At 60.2% G+C, this 16,507-nt stretch carries 13 protein-coding genes; 10 read left to right on the top strand and 3 right to left on the bottom strand.

What is annotated here, in order from left to right; all coding sequences use genetic code 11:
- Positions 1-21: 21 nt before the first annotated feature.
- The gene (locus AC3FNH_RS16615) at positions 22-1,095 is read right to left on the bottom strand and encodes a TauD/TfdA family dioxygenase (RefSeq protein WP_488720834.1); all 1,074 of its coding nucleotides are present in this window, start codon (positions 1,093-1,095) and stop codon (positions 22-24) included.
- A 123-nt stretch (positions 1,096-1,218) separates the two neighbouring features.
- On the opposite strand from AC3FNH_RS16615, the gene AC3FNH_RS16610 reads away from it, so the two are divergent.
- The 3 genes from AC3FNH_RS16610 (at position 1,219) to AC3FNH_RS16600 (ending at position 4,518) form a co-directional block, all read left to right on the top strand.
- A complete protein-coding gene (locus AC3FNH_RS16610) occupies positions 1,219-2,235 on the top strand; it encodes an AraC family transcriptional regulator (protein ID WP_488720833.1) in 1,017 nt (338 codons plus the stop codon).
- 476 nt (positions 2,236-2,711) lie between these two features.
- On the top strand, positions 2,712-4,238 hold the full coding sequence (locus AC3FNH_RS16605; protein ID WP_488720832.1) for an argininosuccinate lyase: 1,527 nt from the start codon (positions 2,712-2,714) through the stop codon (positions 4,236-4,238).
- 136 nt (positions 4,239-4,374) lie between these two features.
- Positions 4,375-4,518, top strand: coding sequence for a putative quinol monooxygenase (locus AC3FNH_RS16600; RefSeq protein ID WP_488720831.1), 144 nt, complete (start codon positions 4,375-4,377; stop codon positions 4,516-4,518).
- Between the two features lie 450 nt (positions 4,519-4,968).
- Here the strand turns inward: AC3FNH_RS16600 and AC3FNH_RS16595 are convergent, their stop codons facing one another.
- A complete protein-coding gene (locus AC3FNH_RS16595; protein ID WP_488720830.1) occupies positions 4,969-5,883 on the bottom strand; it encodes a LysR substrate-binding domain-containing protein in 915 nt (304 codons plus the stop codon).
- Positions 5,884-6,128: 245 nt separating this feature from the next.
- On the opposite strand from AC3FNH_RS16595, the gene aspA reads away from it, so the two are divergent.
- The 6 genes from aspA to AC3FNH_RS16565 all read left to right on the top strand — a co-directional run bounded on the left by aspA (position 6,129) and on the right by AC3FNH_RS16565 (position 12,801).
- Positions 6,129-7,562 (top strand): aspartate ammonia-lyase, encoded by a 1,434-nt coding sequence (gene aspA / locus AC3FNH_RS16590; RefSeq protein ID WP_488720829.1) that lies wholly within the window; start codon positions 6,129-6,131, stop codon positions 7,560-7,562.
- 54 nt (positions 7,563-7,616) lie between these two features.
- Complete coding sequence (locus AC3FNH_RS16585) at positions 7,617-8,927, top strand: dicarboxylate/amino acid:cation symporter (RefSeq protein WP_488720828.1); 1,311 nt, start codon at positions 7,617-7,619, stop codon at positions 8,925-8,927.
- 66 nt (positions 8,928-8,993) lie between these two features.
- A complete protein-coding gene (gene cuyB / locus AC3FNH_RS16580; protein WP_488720827.1) occupies positions 8,994-10,430 on the top strand; it encodes a cysteate racemase in 1,437 nt (478 codons plus the stop codon).
- A gap of 68 nt (positions 10,431-10,498) precedes the next feature.
- Positions 10,499-11,341 carry a D-alanyl-D-alanine carboxypeptidase family protein gene (locus tag AC3FNH_RS16575; RefSeq protein ID WP_488720826.1) on the top strand — a complete coding sequence of 281 codons (843 nt, stop codon included), beginning with the start codon at positions 10,499-10,501 and terminating at the stop codon, positions 11,339-11,341.
- 408 nt (positions 11,342-11,749) lie between these two features.
- Positions 11,750-11,935, top strand: a complete 186-nt coding sequence (locus AC3FNH_RS16570) for a DUF2188 domain-containing protein (RefSeq protein WP_488720825.1) — start codon at positions 11,750-11,752, stop codon at positions 11,933-11,935.
- A 743-nt stretch (positions 11,936-12,678) separates the two neighbouring features.
- Entirely contained in the window at positions 12,679-12,801 is a 123-nt protein-coding gene (locus AC3FNH_RS16565; protein ID WP_488720824.1) for a hypothetical protein, read from the top strand.
- Positions 12,802-12,816: 15 nt separating this feature from the next.
- On the opposite strand, the gene AC3FNH_RS16560 is transcribed toward AC3FNH_RS16565, so the two are convergent.
- Complete coding sequence (locus tag AC3FNH_RS16560) at positions 12,817-13,590, bottom strand: IS1096 element passenger TnpR family protein (protein WP_488720823.1); 774 nt, start codon at positions 13,588-13,590, stop codon at positions 12,817-12,819.
- Between the two features lie 332 nt (positions 13,591-13,922).
- On the opposite strand from AC3FNH_RS16560, the gene AC3FNH_RS16555 reads away from it, so the two are divergent.
- On the top strand, positions 13,923-16,088 hold the full coding sequence (locus AC3FNH_RS16555) for an adenylate/guanylate cyclase domain-containing protein (RefSeq protein ID WP_488720822.1): 2,166 nt from the start codon (positions 13,923-13,925) through the stop codon (positions 16,086-16,088).
- The last annotated feature ends 419 nt before the right edge of the window (positions 16,089-16,507 follow it).

Genomic DNA, 16,507 nt, shown 5'->3' with positions numbered 1-16,507 from the left:
TCCTCGGGAAACTTCGGGATTTCAGTGTGTGAGATCGGTGCGCACGGCAGAAAGGTCGAAGATCGGTGGCCGGGGGTGGCGCTGCCATTCGCGCATGTCCTCGTAGCGGTCCATGAACGACGGAGGCAAGCGGGGGATGAGGCCGGTATCGAGCCAGAGGCGCAAGAGATAACGCCGCCGCGCCGGCTCGGGCCAGTCCTCATAATCGGCCCGCGCATGCAGGACCGTGTAGTTGGAGAGGAACTGCATGTCGCCGCGCTGCATCATCATGGACAACTGCAATGCCTCCTCATTGCACATTGCATCGATGAGTTCCAGCAACTCGCGCTGCGATACGGTCAGGGCCGGCACGCCCGGCAGCCGTTGCGCAGACTCGATGTACCCGCGGTTGTAGCGGCAGAACAGGCGCCCATCCAGCCTGGTGAACAGCGGCCCCACATAGCAGGGCGGCTTGCCAGCGGGTGCTTCGCCGCGCCGGTCGATGTGGAAGTCGGCGTAGGCGACCGGCATCAGGTCGGGGCGGCGACGCAGTAGTTCGTTGTGGAGGGTGGTCGAACTGACGATGCGGGACTCGCCGCCTTGCCGCGCAGGATTCACGCAGAGCAGGCCTACCACGTCCATCGCATCGTTGTGGAATGGCAGCGTCAGCCGCGTCTGGTAGCCGCGGGCCCGGGGGTCGGTGCGGTAGTCGACGCCAAGGTCGGTCACGTGGCCGAGCAGGTCACCTTGGGCATTCTGCGCAGCGCCACGCCCCAGATGCATGCCGATGCCCCAGTAGGCGAGCGCGGCATCCTGCAGCGAGCAGGCGTCCATCTGGAAGCCGCGCAGCAGCACGAAGCTCGCTCCGTTGACGAGCGTGTCGCGCAGCGCGAGCAACCGTGCCGACAGGGGGCCGAGATCGAAGTCCTCGGCGCGCAGGCCGGGAATGGCCAGGCCACGCGTGCGTGCGCGCCGCACGGCAGCCGACAGGGCTGCGTTGTCCTGCTCGTCGAGTTCAACCATCCAGTCGCGGCGCTGCCGCATGTCGGCGCCAGTCCAGGCGCTGGGGTGGCGATACGGCTCGAAGATTTCTGAGGTGTCGGTCATCGTTGGCATGGGCGTGGCGTAGTGATGACCTGAAGCTTAGGGACCCAGAGTAGCCCCAGATTGACATAAGCGGACACTTGATTAGCATTACCGGACATATCGGGTAAACGCCAAAAGTCCTATTTGATCGCCATGACACCACTCGTTCGCAGTGCCAGCCTGACCAACTACGCCGCCGTGGCGCGGGCAGCCGGCCTCGATCCGGCTGCGATGCTGCGGGCGGCGGGGCTGGCCTTGGCCTGCCTCGACGACCCGGACCTGAAGATCTCGGCCCTGGCGACGGGGCGGCTGCTGGAGGCGTCGGCTCGACAGTCCGGATGGGAGGATTTCGGCTTGCGCATGGCCGAGTCCCGACAGTTCCAGGTACTGGGGCCGCTGGCACTGGTGGTACGCGAGCAGGCCACGCTGAAGCAGGCGATCGACGCGCTGATGCGCTACATGCGCCTGCACAACGAGACGCTGCACGTCTGGCTGGAAGAGGATGCGAAGTTCGCGACTATCCATCTCGGCTACCTCGGGCGGGAGGCACAGGTCAGGCAGCCGATGGAACTGTCGATGGGCATGCTCTATCGCCTGCTGAAGCAGGCGTTGCCCGATGCCTGGGAGGCCCAAAGAGTCTGCTTCATGCATGATCCGCCTGCCGACATGCGCACGGCCCGGTGCTTCTTCGCGCACCGCGTTTCCTATCGTGAGCCGTTCAACGGCATCGTCTGCCGGAATGGCGACATGGCGCTGCCGCTATCCAGCTATGCGCGCCTGGATCGATATGTGCAGCAGTACGTGGAATCCGTCGAGGCCGACGGAACGCACTCGATGTCGGACAAGGTTCGTCATCTTGTGCTCACGCTGCTGCCCGCCGCCACCTGTTCGCTCATGGCCATCGCCGGGCATCTCGGCGTCGACGAGCGCACGATCCGCCGCCACCTGAGCAGGGAGGGAAAGACCTACCAGGAGCTACTGGACGAGGTACGTAGGGAACTTGCCGTGCGCTACTTGAACGGGGCGCCGCGCAAGCAAGCGGATATTGCCTTATTGCTTGGCTTCACCTGTCCGACGACTTTCTCGCGCTGGTTCCGCACTCATTTCGGCGAGACGGCTGGTGAGTGGGTACAGTCGCGTATCGTGCGAAAGTCTGGGGCGACCTACTGAGCCTCTGCGAACTGTGCGTCGCGCTTCTCGGCATCCGCAGTCTGCCGAACTTCGGTCGTTTACATCGCGATGTACGAACGGCCGAAATGGGTCCCGGTCAGGAGGCGGTGGGAGCTTCGCAGAGAGCACCGACTGTAACCAGGCCGATTGCGGCCACATGCTGAGCCGTGCGCGAATGACAGGCGGGTCGTGAACAGCTCTTCGGACCGACGGAATAAACGTCGAACGGCGGTGCGCACGGTAGGCCCACGTCGCAGCACACCAAGCCCATCCCCCGACGCTGCACGGCCCCCGGCTTCCCTGGCCAAGAGATCGAGCATAGAGACACCAATTCTATATATCCGGCGTTGCCTTCTTATCACGATAACGCAGCAGCAATGCGCACCACAGGCAGAATTTCACGTGCTCCACAACTCGGCGATACCACCCTAAAATCCGGAATCCTGTCCGAACAAGCGAACACCTCTGGAGACTACATGCCTACCCCCCGACTGCACAGCCGAGTCAAATCGCTGGCCAGGCTGACCGCACTAGCCATGCTAATGATCTCGGTCGGCCCCCAAGCCACATTCGCGGCGGGTGGCGCTGACCACGATGCCTTTTTCTGGCTAGGGGAGATCAACAAGGCGTCGACGGTCATCAATACAGACGAAGGATTGCTGGATCGCTCGCTGGCGCCGCGCGTGGCGGGCGGCATTGCCACGGTGCTGGCCAATGGCGACAAGCCCGGCGGCCAGCGACCGTCGACGGTGATTACTTTCGAGCCACTGATGATTCAGGCGGCAGGTCAGGAAGTCACGCTGATCCATGCCGGCCGCTCGAGCCAGGACATGCTTGCCACGGTGCGCGCGGCGATGTTGCGCGAGGAAGTCTTGTCGCTGGCCGACCAGCTCAACAAGACCTCCGCCACCATCGTCAAGCTGGCGCGGCAGCATGCCGAAACCATCGTGCCGAACTACACGAACGGCGTTGCTGCACAGCCCAACAGTTATGGCCACTATCTGCTCGGCATTAATGCGGGTCTGGAACGCGATGCCCAGCGCCTGCGGGAAGCCTATCAGCGCATCGATCGCTCGCCGATGGGAACGACGGTGCTGAACGGCACGGGCTGGCCGCTGAACCGCACGCGGATGGCGAGCTACCTCGGTTTCTCCGCGCTGGTGGATAACGCCTATGATGCGTCGCAGATCAGCGCCGTGGACCTGCCGGTGGAAGTGGGCTCGATCGTGACCAGCATCGCTCTACACACAGGGAGCTTCATCGAGGACGTGATGACGCAGTATGCGCAGCCGCGCCCCTGGATCCTGCTGCAGGAGGGCGGCGGCAATACCTATGTGTCCAGTGCGATGCCGCAGAAGCGCAATCCGGGGCTGCTCAATTCCACACGCGAGAAGGCCTCCGCAGCGGTTACGCTGGCCATGGGGCCGGTGATCCGTGCGCACAACCTGCCGCCGGGCATGTCCGATGCCAAGGATGCCGTTACCAATGGCCAGATGGTGCAGAGCGCGATCACGACATTGAAGGGGCTGGACCGCATCATGACGGCCCTGGTGATCGATCGGCAGCGCGCGCTGGATGAACTGGACAGCGACTGGACGGCGTCGCAGGAACTGGCCGACGAATTGATGCGCAAGTACAAGCTGCCGTTCCGCGTCGGCCATCACTTTGCGTCGAACCTGGTGGACTATGGGAAGGCGCACGACATCAAGCCAAGTGCCTTCCCCTATGCCGAGGCGAAGCGCATCTATGCCGAAGCCGTGCGCGACTACGGTGGTGGGGAGTTTCCGATGAGCGATGCGGAGTTTCGCGCGGCGCTCGATCCGGTGGCCATCGTCGAACATCGCGTGACGGCGGGCGGACCGCAGCCAGCAGAGATGGAACGCATGCTGAAGGCGTCCGAGGGACAACTGGCACAACAGGATGCGTGGATCCGCGCACGGCGGGCGGCGATCGCTGGCTCGCTGGCCCGACTCGACCGGGATTTCGAGAAGTTGCTGAAGTAGGCGCCGATGCCCGCTGCGGTTCTGTCGCGATAACGACGGTGAGGTGAAGCCAGCGAGTGATCGACTGAGACACCACGCTCGGCCATCATTTGCTCAAGGTGACGCAAGTTGAGTTTTTTATGATGAGGAAACAAGGATGTACGGACTGATTGGAAGGATGAAAGTCATTCCTGGACGCCGCGAGGCACTGGTCTCGATCCTCCTTGAGGGTATTAGCGGAATGCCTGGCTGCTTGAGCTACATCGTTGCGCATGATCCGAATGATGCTGATGCGCTCTGATCACGGAGGTCTGGGATAGCCAAGATAGCCATCGAGCCTCCCTGTCTTTGCCGTCAGTGCAACAAGCCATCACGCGCGGCAAACCACTCATCGTGGGTTTCGGCGAACGGTTTGAGACAACGCCGATTGGCGGCCAGGGGTTAGCAGCTCGCTAGAGGCAACCGCCATCTTCTTCGTTAAGGCCAGTTTGCCAACCACCGCACGGGCTAGCTTCAAACGGGGGACGGTGCGCTGCCCCTTCTAGGGACCGCTTTGGATCGAATCGTAGGGCGGCTTTGGGTCGGCCTGAGACGGTCGCAGAATCGCGGCGGGCATCCGACGGAGACCGGCCAATCTCGGCCATCCGCCCTTACACCGTTAGAGATGCTTACGATTGCGGTTACTGAAGTGCGCTGCCTGATCGGCAATAAGAGCTTGGCTGCTATCCTCGATTCACCCACGCGACAATTCCTATGCGCCTCGGTGGACGGAATCTTCCAACGACTTCCACAGGTCTTGCATAGTGGGGTTCGTGTTGGATATTGCACGATAGGACCGAATCTCCAGTTGCGCGCTCCACTCGTCGCCGCCGGCGCGGACAAGCCGGCCTGCGTCGATTTCCTCGCTGACGGCACTGAATGGAAGCCAGGCAACCCCGTATCCCTCGACAACCATTTTCATGAGCAGCATCGCCATATCTGCTTCATAGCAAGCGCGGAAATGGTAGGCGGTATCCACGCTATTTAGGATCACGTCGACCACGCGTCCCATGAAGGTAGTCGCCGTGTAAGCAAGGTATGGCAGAGGGGAAGCTGGCGAGCCAGGCAGCGCAAATATTGGTGCGCCGCGACCGTTCGGCGCAGAAACCGGGATGAACGCTTCCTGTCCCAAGGTCAGACTCACAAATTTGTCCTCATCTAGTTGCATGGGGACGAGCGGATGGTGATAGCCAATCATCAGATCACAATTGCTCTCGGCAAGCGCGATGACAGCGTCGTGAACATTGGCTGCGACGACGCGGGCATTGAAATCCCCGGATCGCTGGTGAAACTGCTTTAGCCATTTGGGCAGGAATGTCAGTGACAGAGTGTGCCCAGCGGTGATCTGGATGGAGCGTCCAGGCATCCTGGCCTCCTGTCGCAGCGCTGAGCGGATCTCAGTCAGAGCGCCAACTGACTCCTTGCTCTGCTCACAAAACCGCCGGCCGGCCGAGGTTAGTTCGACCGGATAGGTTCCGCGGTCGACCAGTTCGACCCCGACCCAGTCTTCGAGCGATTTGACCCGGCGAGAAAGCGCCGACTGGGTGACGAATCGCAATTCAGCCGCGCGGGAAAAGCTTTTGGTCTGCTCGATTGCCAAGAGGTCTTCTATCCACTTCAGTTGCAATTGTGCCTCTCCTCGTGCCGCCCGGTTTGTCCGATGCTGCCGCCATGGTAAACCCGGATATTTCCGCTATCATGCGAACGAAAAGCATCCTTTGCTTCGCTTTATGGCTGCAAAAACGTAGCCTATGCGACACTTTATAAAAGTATTCCGGTATGGAATAGTTTTAGTGTACATCCTCATCAGGTCGGTTTCCTTGCGCTCCTAGAATCCGGTTGCGCCAATCAGGCGCACTGATGAGGAACGCGATGAGCAAGCAAGAGATTTTCAAGGGGTCGCGACGCGAGCACGATTTGCTGGGCTACCGCGAGGTGCCGGCAGACGCGTACTACGGGATCCATACCCTGCGGGCGCTGGAGAATTTCCCGATTTCGGGCGACACCATTTCGAAGTATCCCGAACTGATTGTCGCCCTGGTCGACATCAAGGAGGCAGCCGCAGTCACGAACCGGGACCTCGGCCTGCTGGATGAGGCGCGCTGCCACGCCATCGTCGAGGCTTGCAAGGCCATCCGCGCCGGCCAGCACGCTGAACAATTTGCGGTGGATCTCATCCAGGGTGGCGCCGGCACCTCGACGAACATGAATGCCAACGAGGTCGTCTGCAACAAGGCGCTGGACCTGTTGGGACGCCAGCGTGGGGAGTATGACGTCCTGCACCCCAACGAACACGTCAACATGAGTCAATCGACCAATGACGTGTATCCCACAGCGCTGAAGGTGGCGACCTATCGCAGTGCACTCCGACTCCTGGACCAGATGGCGCTTCTGGAAGCGTCGTTCGAACGCAAGGCAACAGAGTTCCGCGGCATGCTGAAAGTCGGCCGTACGCAGTTGCAAGATGCAGTGCCAATGACGCTTGGCCAAGAATTCGCCACGTACGCGGTCATGCTCAACGAGGATCGCCAACGACTGGCCGAGGCGCTCCCACTGATTAGCGAGATCAACCTCGGCGCGACCGCAATTGGTACCGGCATCAATGCCCACCCGGAATACGCAGTCCGCGTTTGTCAGCACCTCTGCACCATCAGCGGTCTGCCGTTGCATACGGCTCCCTACCTGATCGAGGCGACGCAGGACTGTGGCGCGTTTGTGCAATTGTCGGGCGTTCTCAAGCGCATCGCCGTCAAGCTGTCCAAGGTGTGCAATGACTTGCGCCTGCTGTCGAGTGGCCCCCGCTCGGGATTCGGCGAAATCAACCTGCCTCCCGTCCAAGCCGGATCGAGCATCATGCCGGGCAAGGTCAATCCCGTCATTCCGGAAGTCGTGAACCAGGTGGCATTCGAGGTTATTGGCAACGACATGACCATCACCATGGCCGCCGAGGCCGGCCAACTGCAGCTCAACGCCTTCGAGCCGGTCATTGCCTATTCGCTGTTCCGTAGCATCGGCCACCTGACTCAAGCATGCGCCACGCTTGATGAAAAGTGCGTGCGTGGGATTACGGCAAACCCCGAGCACATGCGCGAGATGCTAGACCGTTCAATCGTCTTAGTGACAGCGCTGAATCCCTACATCGGCTACGCCAATTCAACGGAGGTTGCACGGGAAGCTCTGGAAACCGGACGAAAGGTCGCTGACATCGTTCTCGAACGCGAACTTCTCTCGGCTGCAGCGCTAGCGGAGATCTTGCGACCCGAGGTCCTGACTGCGCCACGTGCGCCGGTTGCACTGAACCAATAAGGCACCAGGAATCGTCAGAATTCCTGGCAACACCATCAGCAGGTGGAGGAAACAATGAATACAAAAAAATTGACTACTCAAATCGTGGTCGCAATGGTTGCGGGCATCGCCGTCGGCTGGCTGTGCCATCATTTGGCGAAAGACGCTCAAGCGGCCAAGGAGATTGCCGGGTACTTCGGTATCGTGACCGACATCTTTCTGCGCATGATCAAGATGATCATTGCGCCCCTGGTTTTCGCCACCCTCGTTGGCGGCTTGGCCAGCATGGCAGATGGCGGCGCAGTGGGTAGAGTCGGCCTAAAGGCCATGATCTGGTTCGTCTCGGCCTCGGCCATTTCGCTGGCGCTCGGCATGCTTTTGGTCAATCTTTTCCAGCCCGGCGCCCATCTGAACCTCGCATTGCCTGATGCGGGCGCGGTCACCAACCTGAAGACGGGAGATTTCAGCCTCAAGGGATTCTTTACCCATGTGTTCCCGAAGAGCATCTTCGAAGCCATGGCCAACAACGAGATTCTGCAGATTCTTGTGTTTTCCCTCTTCTTCGGCTCGGCGCTGGCGTTTGTGAAGGGCAGTGGAAAGTCCACTATCGTCAGCGGCATCGAAGAACTGACGAAGGTAATGTTCCGCATCACCGACTACGTGATGCGTTTCGCTCCGGTAGGCGTCTTTGCCGCCATGGCAGCTTCTATTACGGTGGAAGGCATCGGCGTGCTGACCAGCTACGGCAAGCTGGTGGGGGAGTTCTACCTGGGCCTCGCCATCCTGTGGACCATCCTGTTCGGCATTGGCTTCCTGTTTCTGGGCCGGAGCACCGGGAAGCTCGCGGGTCTGATCCGTGAGCCGATCCTGCTCGCATTTTCGACGGCCAGCAGCGAGTCCGCCTATCCGAAGACCATCACGGCACTCGAGCGGTTTGGCGTATCCAAGCGTGTCTCGAGCTTCGTACTTCCTCTGGGCTATTCGTTCAACCTGGACGGTTCGATGATGTACCAGGCCTTTGCGGTGATGTTCATTGCGCAGGCATACAACATCGAGCTGACCCTCACGCAGCAGTTGACCATTCTGCTGGTCCTAATGGTGACCAGCAAGGGGATGGCCGGGGTCGCACGCGCTTCACTGGTCGTCGTGGCCGCAACGCTTCCCATGTTCAATCTCCCGGAGGCCGGCCTGCTGCTTATTATCGGCATCGATCAATTCTTCGACATGGGTCGCACGGCTACCAACGTCGTCGGTAACAGCGTTGCTACCGCCGTAGTAGCCAAGCTGGAAAGCGAGATATCGCCTGTGCTCGATGAGGCAGAGTCGACAGGTGAAGCGCACGGTACTTACGCCGCGCAAGGCACCCCCGGTACATCTGCGGGCTAGACTTCATAAGGCGCGAAGGAGGCAGAATCGCCTTCTGCCTCCGGCAACCACTGCTATCTCACAAGCATGCAACAGCTCACGTTCGGAATCATTGGCGGCCTAGGCGCACTGGCCGGCGCGGACCTTTTTCTCAAGCTGGTCAAAAGCCGCGCGGTCATGGCCGACCAGGGCCGGTACCACTTCCTATTCGAGCAACATCCGTTTCGAGATGTGGCGATGCCGCTGACGCACGATGCCATCATGACAAGCCGCAAGCTCTATGTCTTCAAGACTTGCCAGTCCTTTGAAGGCAGAAAGGTCGATGCGGTGCTCATGCCTTGCTTCGCGTCCCACACCTTCCGTGAAGAGCTTCAGGCTGAGCTGTCGGTGCGCATTGTCAATATGCTCGATGCATTGGCGCCCGCGCTGAATGACGCCTTACCCCACGGTGGAAAAATTGGCATTCTCGCTTCGGACTTTGTCCGTCAGTCGCGGCTATTCGATGACAGCTTCGGCCGTCGTTTTGAGATTGTGTATCCCACCGAAGCAACGCAGGCCAGTTTGATGGACGCCGTTTATGGTGCTGGCGGCATCAGGTCCGGCAATACGGAAGGTCTCGCTCTGGAGCGGATTTGCCAAGCCTGCCAGGAACTGCTCGAACTTGGCGCTGAACTGGTTGTTCCAGGCATGACCGAACTCTCACTCGTGGCCGCGGCCTTGCAGCGCCGCGGCATCGCATTCGTTGACGTGAACCAAGTCTATGCTGACTACGCGACCGCCCTTGCGGATGGGCAGATCACTCCCGCGTTCAAGCTGGGGATTGTAGGCGGGGTTGGACCGGCTGCCACGGTCGACTTCATGGGAAAAGTCGTGAAGAACACCACTGCGACAAAGGACCAGGACCATATCAAGATGGTCGTTGAGCAGAACCCTCAAATACCAGACCGTACAGCAAACCTGCTGCGCCAAGAAGCCGACCCGACAGTTGCACTCTACGCAACGTGCAAGCGGCTGGAATCCGAGGGCGCGAACGCAATTGCGATTCCCTGCAACACGGCCCACGCGTATGTTGAGCGTATCCAGCCTCATCTCTCAATACCAATCGTAAATATGCTGACCGAGACGGTGCGACATATCGTCGACAAGTATGGCAAAGGCTCGAAGGTTGGACTGCTTGCGACATCAGGCACCGTGGAAAGTCGCGTCTATCATGAAGCAGCCGCGGGACAACTGGAACTTATCACGCCAGAGCCAGCGTTACAGCAAATGGTCATGGATGCGATCTATGGCACCGAAGGGGTCAAGGCCGGGCATACGCAAGGCCATTGCGCCGAACTGCTGCGCGCCGCCATTGCTCACCTGCAAGCCAAGGGCGCCAGTGTGCAGATTCTCGGATGCACCGAACTGCCGTTGATATTTCCCCAAACGGATCACTTTGAGGTTGGGAACACAGCTACCGTCTCCCTGGTCGACCCGACCGACGTGCTCGCGATACGTTGCGTCCAGCTTGCGCAACCTGCCTGATCGTACCTGCCATCGTCACGATGGCAGGTACGTCCCTTATCCATCCATCTGGCAATTGAAGTCTCCTGATGCCCTTTTTGCTTTTGTTCAGACGCTTCGGCCTGTCGCTCACATTTTTTGGCGTATTCGCCCAGAACGTTAGCGCGGTTGAACCTCCGCACGTTGCCGCTCGCTCCTACATCGTCCTGGACGGCAATTCCCACCGCGTGCTGTTAGAGAAGAATGCGGATGAGCGACTGCAGCCTGCATCTCTGACCAAGCTGATGACTGCCTATATCGTGCTGGATGCGCTGCGCCAGGGGTCGATCAGGTGGACGCAATTGGTGAGCGTGCGTAGCGCTGACGTTGCGCTCGTGGCCGGCGATGAAGCGACCATGCATCTGAAATCGGGGCAGATCGTCAGCGTGCAGGATCTCCTAACTGGTCTCATAGTCATTTCAGCAAATGACGCCGCGATGGTCCTGGCGCGTACCATCTCGGGGTCTCCTGAGGAGTTTCTGACGCTGATGAATGAATACGCCCGTCGACTTGGGCTCAATTCCACTCATTTCGCAACGCCCTCTGGCGTGACGACGGAGCGTCACTACTCTACTGCTCGCGATATTGCTGCGCTGTCGATGCGGTTGACGGAGGATTTTCCGGTGTACCTCGCCTTCTCTTCGCAGCGCGAATTCAGATACAACGGGATCGTGAAACACAACAAGAACCGCTTGCTTGCCGAAGATCCAAGCGTGGACGGTCTTAAGACTGGCCACACGGCAAAGGCAGGCTATTGCTTGGCAGCGACCTCAGAGCGGACTACGGGCGCGGATCACAAGGTGACGCGCATCTTTGCCATCGTCCTCGGTGCATCGACCAACGAGGGACGATTTGTGGCGGCCAAGCAACTCATCAATTTCGCCTTTCAGTAAATCACGAAGCGTCGCTCCGCCTGTTCCTGAGCGAAAAGCGGCCATATGGACGGACCGCATTGAGCGTAGCAAACTCGGCCAAGCCGGCCGCTCGCCTCGAAGCGAGGATGTCTCGGAACGGCCATGAAGCGTCGTTGCCCGCTCGATCCCTCTGTCGTTGGAACGTCGGGTCCCGTCAAGCTAACGGACTTTCGATGGGCCAGAGATGCATGTCCCGCCATTAGCCGTTTCAGCGATTCGAGCCGACCGAGATGGGCGGTCGTCAGTATGTTTCGCAAAAACTCTTGCGCTTGTTGACATCGCCAACATTTGGCACGCCTCGACCATTTGCCAGCATGTAGGACGGCGCCCGACAACCATCTGCTGCAGAGTGGTGTACGAATAAGTCGGGGGGCAGGAGGATGCACCATGCCACGGCACATCCACGTGATGCCGCAAGGCGACGGCTGGGATGTCACCCGGGAGGGCACGTCGAGGTCGCACTATGACACTCAAAAGGAGGCTATCGCTGCTGGCTTGCGGATCGCCAGCCAAAACGGCGTAGCACTCTACGTTCACGGCCAGGACGGCAGCATCCGAAGGCACAGCAAGTAAAGCTACACTAGAATCAAATTGATTCCGTTCCTTCTAGCGCGAGGCAAACCTCGAATGCGATTGCTCCTCAAATGGCTCAGGGCTGAACGCCTGAAGAGACTCGACAGCGACATCGCCGAGTCGCGCACCCGAGTCCGCGAGCAGATTGGCCGCGTAAGAGAAGCAAAGCTTCATGATGGAGATGTGGGATTAGCTCTGCTCGTACTTCGCCATATGCGCCACAGCTACTCGGAGCTTCTGCTGCTCCGGCACAGATCCTCTTAGAGTAGCAATTGCTGATCGCGTATCGCTGAGCGAGGCCGAAGCGCCTCAAACGCGGCTACGTCGTTGCAATTCGAAAGCCCGCATCAGCGCGCCCGGCACGGACGAAACGGACGCTGCGACCGAAGCACGCGTTGCATCGTGGAACACGCTCAGGCGCATTGTTGATGCCAGGGAGGTGGCGAGCGTCGTATCCTTCCTCGCTTCGCCGCTGAGTGTCGCTTTCAACGACGATGCCATACCGGTCGGAGGTGGGATGCCCGGCGACATCCACGACTGATGCGATCGGGCGACGGACACGACTACCCTGCCTCGCGTATCGCCATAGTTCTGCAGTCCGGCCGGACCAGTCGACCGGAACTCCTTTCCTCGGTTGACTGAAGTCTGATCAGTTTCGGACATTTGCCGACAGCCACCGTCGATGGCCGAGAAGGGTCGATCCCGGGCATCGGCTCAAAGTGGCGAGCTTCACGAGGAACGTGGTGCAGATCTACGACCACTTCACCATCGGCGTGTTGAAAGGCGTGCAAAACGGCGTTGCTGTGCAGCCCGCGCTGGCGCTCAATGCGGTGCGGGCATGCCGTTGCCCAGGTATCGGGCCGTGACATGCTGAGAGAACGTCATGTTCCTCCCCCAGCTTGACCATCAGAAGTCCATTGCTCCCGGCGGCGTTCAGGTGCCACAGCGCGCTGCCCGTGGTCTCGGACATCTTGCCGCCGTTTCCCCGGCGAGCCGGCAAGCCAGAAAAGGACGGTAAGGAAAGTCGCGCGCATACGATATGCCGTTACGATGACCGCTCCGAGCGACAGGCCTTTCCGGTTGCAGTGCTGCCAGTCCGGAGTGTCGTTGTTGCCGTCAGTCCGAGGATGCTTCTCCACACGATAGGCCGGCTTGTTCCGAGGGTACTGGCGGGAAGTGATGCAAGAATGACCGGATATAGCGGGTGCAATCCTTCCTTGCAGATCGAAGGCAGTAGATTGGCCAACTTGCCGTTGGGGGTGGCCAAGGCCGCCGCACAGTTGGACCAGGAGGCTGGCAGCGACGCGAAGGCGCACTGGTCTGGGCAGTAGCCGCTCAAGTTCCTGAAGAGGCTTACCGGCGGTCCGGCTACGCCTTACCTGAATGACCAGCCAGTCGGCCAGCAAATGCTCGACGCTGTCGTCCCGGCGCGCTTCCCGGCGACCGAAACGCTGGACATCGGCATGGACATGGGCTCGACAGTCAGCCACGACTACGCGGATCGTGCAGCCTATGGCTGCCTGGATGACCTCGTGGAGCTGAGCCAGCGTGACGTGCTCAGGAATGAGCACACGCCGCCAGACCAGCGGGCTCAAGCCGCGCAGAGCTATTCGGCGCTGCTGGACGGAAGTCACGGACCCAGGATCGGAAGCCATGCGCGCATTGCAGGTGGCTCATTAGTCTCCCTGCGGCGAACGTCGTCGTTGCCCCCGATTTCGCGCGGTCTCCTTTCTGAGCAGTGGGCATGTCGGCCACTGGCCAGTTTCCATTGCGCCAAGTTGACAGTGCCCTCCCGATGCCTGGCTGACGGCAAACTTCGACGCGCCGGGGCAACGCTCTAAGATAGACATCACAGACACCTTCCTATGAGCGGAGCGAGGAATGCCGAATGTCAGCGCCACCCAGCCGATCCTACGGGGTCAGTCCCTGGAAGGCCAAGGCGCGTCATTCAGCGCTCTCGGGCGAGTACTGCGGAGGGAATGACCGCATGTCTGCCCCTCACCTCAAAAGGCTCTTCCGCCGATGGGCCGCCGTTACCGGTAAAACCGGCAGCCTGCGGGTGCGGATGCTGCTGTTGGTGCTGCTTGCCATTCTGCCGATGCTCCTGCTGATTCTTACCACGAACCTTGAGGAGCGGCGTGCTGCGGAGCAGCGCGTTCAGGACGGTACCATACGCCTCCTCCGCCTGACGATCAGCCAGCACGAGCGACTCATCGAGGGGTCACGACAATTGCTAATCGCGCTGGCCCAAATTCCGGTGGTGCACGATCGCTCCGAGGCGGCCTGCAGTACTCTGTTTGGTAATTTCCTTAAGCAGTACCCCTTCTATGCCAATCTGGCCGCTGCGGACCTGGAAGGCAATGTGTACTGCAGCGGACTGCGCCTGGCCGAACCGGTGAATGTCGCCGACCGCGGCTATTTCCAGCGTGCGCTGCAGTACAAAGGCCTGGCGATCGGGGATTACCAGATCAGCCGTACTAGCCGCAAAGCTAGTGTGAACTTCGGCTACCCGATCCTCGATGAGACCGGCTCCCCCAAAGGGGTGGTATTCGCCGCACTCGATCTGAGGTGGCTCGATCAGTTGGCTGTTGAGGCGCGTCTGCCGCCCGATGCCGTGCTCATTTTGCTCGACCTCCACGGCACCGTGCTCTTCGAGCATCCGGATTGGCGACGCTGGATGGGGGTTGCCGCAAAGGGTAACGCGCTGGTCGAAACCATTCTCTCCCACCAGGAGGAAGGCACGGTTGAGCTCCCCAACCTGGAAGGCGTCACCAGCCTGTTCGCGTTCGCGCCGCTGCGCAGCACACGCGGGGTGGTCATCACCACGCAGGGGTACCTTGCGGTCGGCATCCCCACCTCGGTGGCGTTCGCACAGGTCAACCGCGCCTTCGCCTACCGCCTGCTGTTCTTCAGCGCAGTCGCCTTGCTCGCTCTGGCCACGGCCTGGTGGTTTGGCGCGGTATTTATCCTGCGTCCGGCACGCGCCCTGCTCGCGGCCACCGAACGGCTGGAGAAAGGCGATCTTCAAGCGCGCGCCGGGCTGTTGCCGGGGCACGGGGAATTGAGCCAGTTGGCCTGCTCCTTCGACCGGATGGCCGAGCGGCTGCAGGAACACCAGGCTCAATTGCGCCACGCGTTGACCGAGACCATCGAATTGAAGGATCTGCTCGACAATGTGTTCGCCTCCATCGTAAGCGGAGTGATCACCACTGATCTGCAAGGCAAAATCATGCTGTGTAACCTGGCCGCCTTGCACATCCTGGGGTATCGGGATGCCGAAGAACTGGTCGGACGCAATATCGTTGAACTCCAGCCTCCGTTGGGGACGACCCTGCTGTCGCACGTACTGAGCACCGCTCGCACTGACAAGGCGGTAATCGGCCTTGAACTCGCTCCCACCGTCACCGGGCGCGGTACTGTCTATCTGCGCTTCAACCTCTCCACGCTCAAAGGCTTGCAGCAGCCACAGGGCATCGCGATCGTGCTGGACGACGTGACGGAAAAGCGGCTGATGGAAGCCCAGCAGCAATTGCTGAAATGCATGGTATCGCCGGCGATCTTGGCGCAGATCGATACCGAGCATTTGCAGCCGGCGGGCAAGCGCACCGAGATCACCACCCTGTTCGCCGATATCCACGGCTTCACCAGCATCAGCGAGCAACTGAATCCGGACGATCTGTTCGGCTTGCTCAACCGCTATCTCGGCGTGATGACGGACGCCGTACTGGCGCAGGAAGGGACGATCGACAAGTTCCTGGGCGATGCGGTGATGGCTTGGTTCAATGCCCCTTTCCCCCAGCCCGACCACGTAATGCGCGCACTTCGCGCTGCACTCGGTATCCGCGTGGCCATCCAGGCCCTGTACCAACAGATCTCCCCGTTGTTTCACCTCTCCGTCGGGATCGGCCTGCACGTCGGCGAGGCAGTGCTGGGGCTGGTCGGTGGCGAACAGCGCATGGAATACACTGCGATCGGCGACGATGTGAACATCGCCAAGCGCATCCAGGAACATGCCGGGATCGACCAAATCCTGATCAGTGCCGCCGTCTACGCCCGAGTGCAGGATCAGGTCATCGTGCGTCCGGTGACCGTCATTCAGGTGAAAGGTCGGCAGAAGCCGTTGGAAGTATATGAACTGCTCGGATTGAAGTAGGTCGGTGAACAGAAGGCGCCGTTGCAGTTGACGGACGGAACTTGGGTGGAACGCGTTCGGACATATCTTTCGGCCGCGGGTTGTGAAGAATCGCAAACGACTCCCCAGCCGATCGGACGGTTCCCGGCCAATTTCAGCCTTTCATCGGCGCCCGTCTCGCTGACTGCTAAGGGGTGGTTCTGAGACCTTCACCCACGCCGCGAGCAACGTTGAGCTTGATCTTTACACTGCCTGAAAAGGATCATGGTCGCCCCTTTTAGGTCCACGACGGCAGCACCTAGACCGATCACGTTAGTCTGAGAGCCAAAGCGCTCAGGCTGGGCCGCGCCCTGAGTAATCCCAGTAGAGTACGAGAGTTCCGTTTGATTAATCTTCGCTGCGGAAGCAAGCCACTCTCGACTCTTGTCCCATCGCGCCAA

Source organism: Cupriavidus sp. 22TCCZM01-5 (assembly GCF_057798915.1).
This window is presented reverse-complemented; position numbering and strand designations above follow the sequence as displayed.

Coding starts and splice junctions, on each gene's coding strand:
- AC3FNH_RS16615 (WP_488720834.1), bottom strand. CDS start 1,095: ATGCCAACGATGACCGACACCTCAGAAATCTTCGAGCCGTATCGCCAC.
- AC3FNH_RS16610 (WP_488720833.1), top strand. CDS start 1,219: ATGACACCACTCGTTCGCAGTGCCAGCCTGACCAACTACGCCGCCGTG.
- AC3FNH_RS16605 (WP_488720832.1), top strand. CDS start 2,712: ATGCCTACCCCCCGACTGCACAGCCGAGTCAAATCGCTGGCCAGGCTG.
- AC3FNH_RS16600 (WP_488720831.1), top strand. CDS start 4,375: ATGTACGGACTGATTGGAAGGATGAAAGTCATTCCTGGACGCCGCGAG.
- aspA (WP_488720829.1), top strand. CDS start 6,129: ATGAGCAAGCAAGAGATTTTCAAGGGGTCGCGACGCGAGCACGATTTG.
- AC3FNH_RS16585 (WP_488720828.1), top strand. CDS start 7,617: ATGAATACAAAAAAATTGACTACTCAAATCGTGGTCGCAATGGTTGCG.
- cuyB (WP_488720827.1), top strand. CDS start 8,994: ATGCAACAGCTCACGTTCGGAATCATTGGCGGCCTAGGCGCACTGGCC.
- AC3FNH_RS16575 (WP_488720826.1), top strand. CDS start 10,499: ATGCCCTTTTTGCTTTTGTTCAGACGCTTCGGCCTGTCGCTCACATTT.
- AC3FNH_RS16570 (WP_488720825.1), top strand. CDS start 11,750: ATGCCACGGCACATCCACGTGATGCCGCAAGGCGACGGCTGGGATGTC.
- AC3FNH_RS16560 (WP_488720823.1), bottom strand. CDS start 13,590: ATGGCTTCCGATCCTGGGTCCGTGACTTCCGTCCAGCAGCGCCGAATA.
- AC3FNH_RS16555 (WP_488720822.1), top strand. CDS start 13,923: ATGTCTGCCCCTCACCTCAAAAGGCTCTTCCGCCGATGGGCCGCCGTT.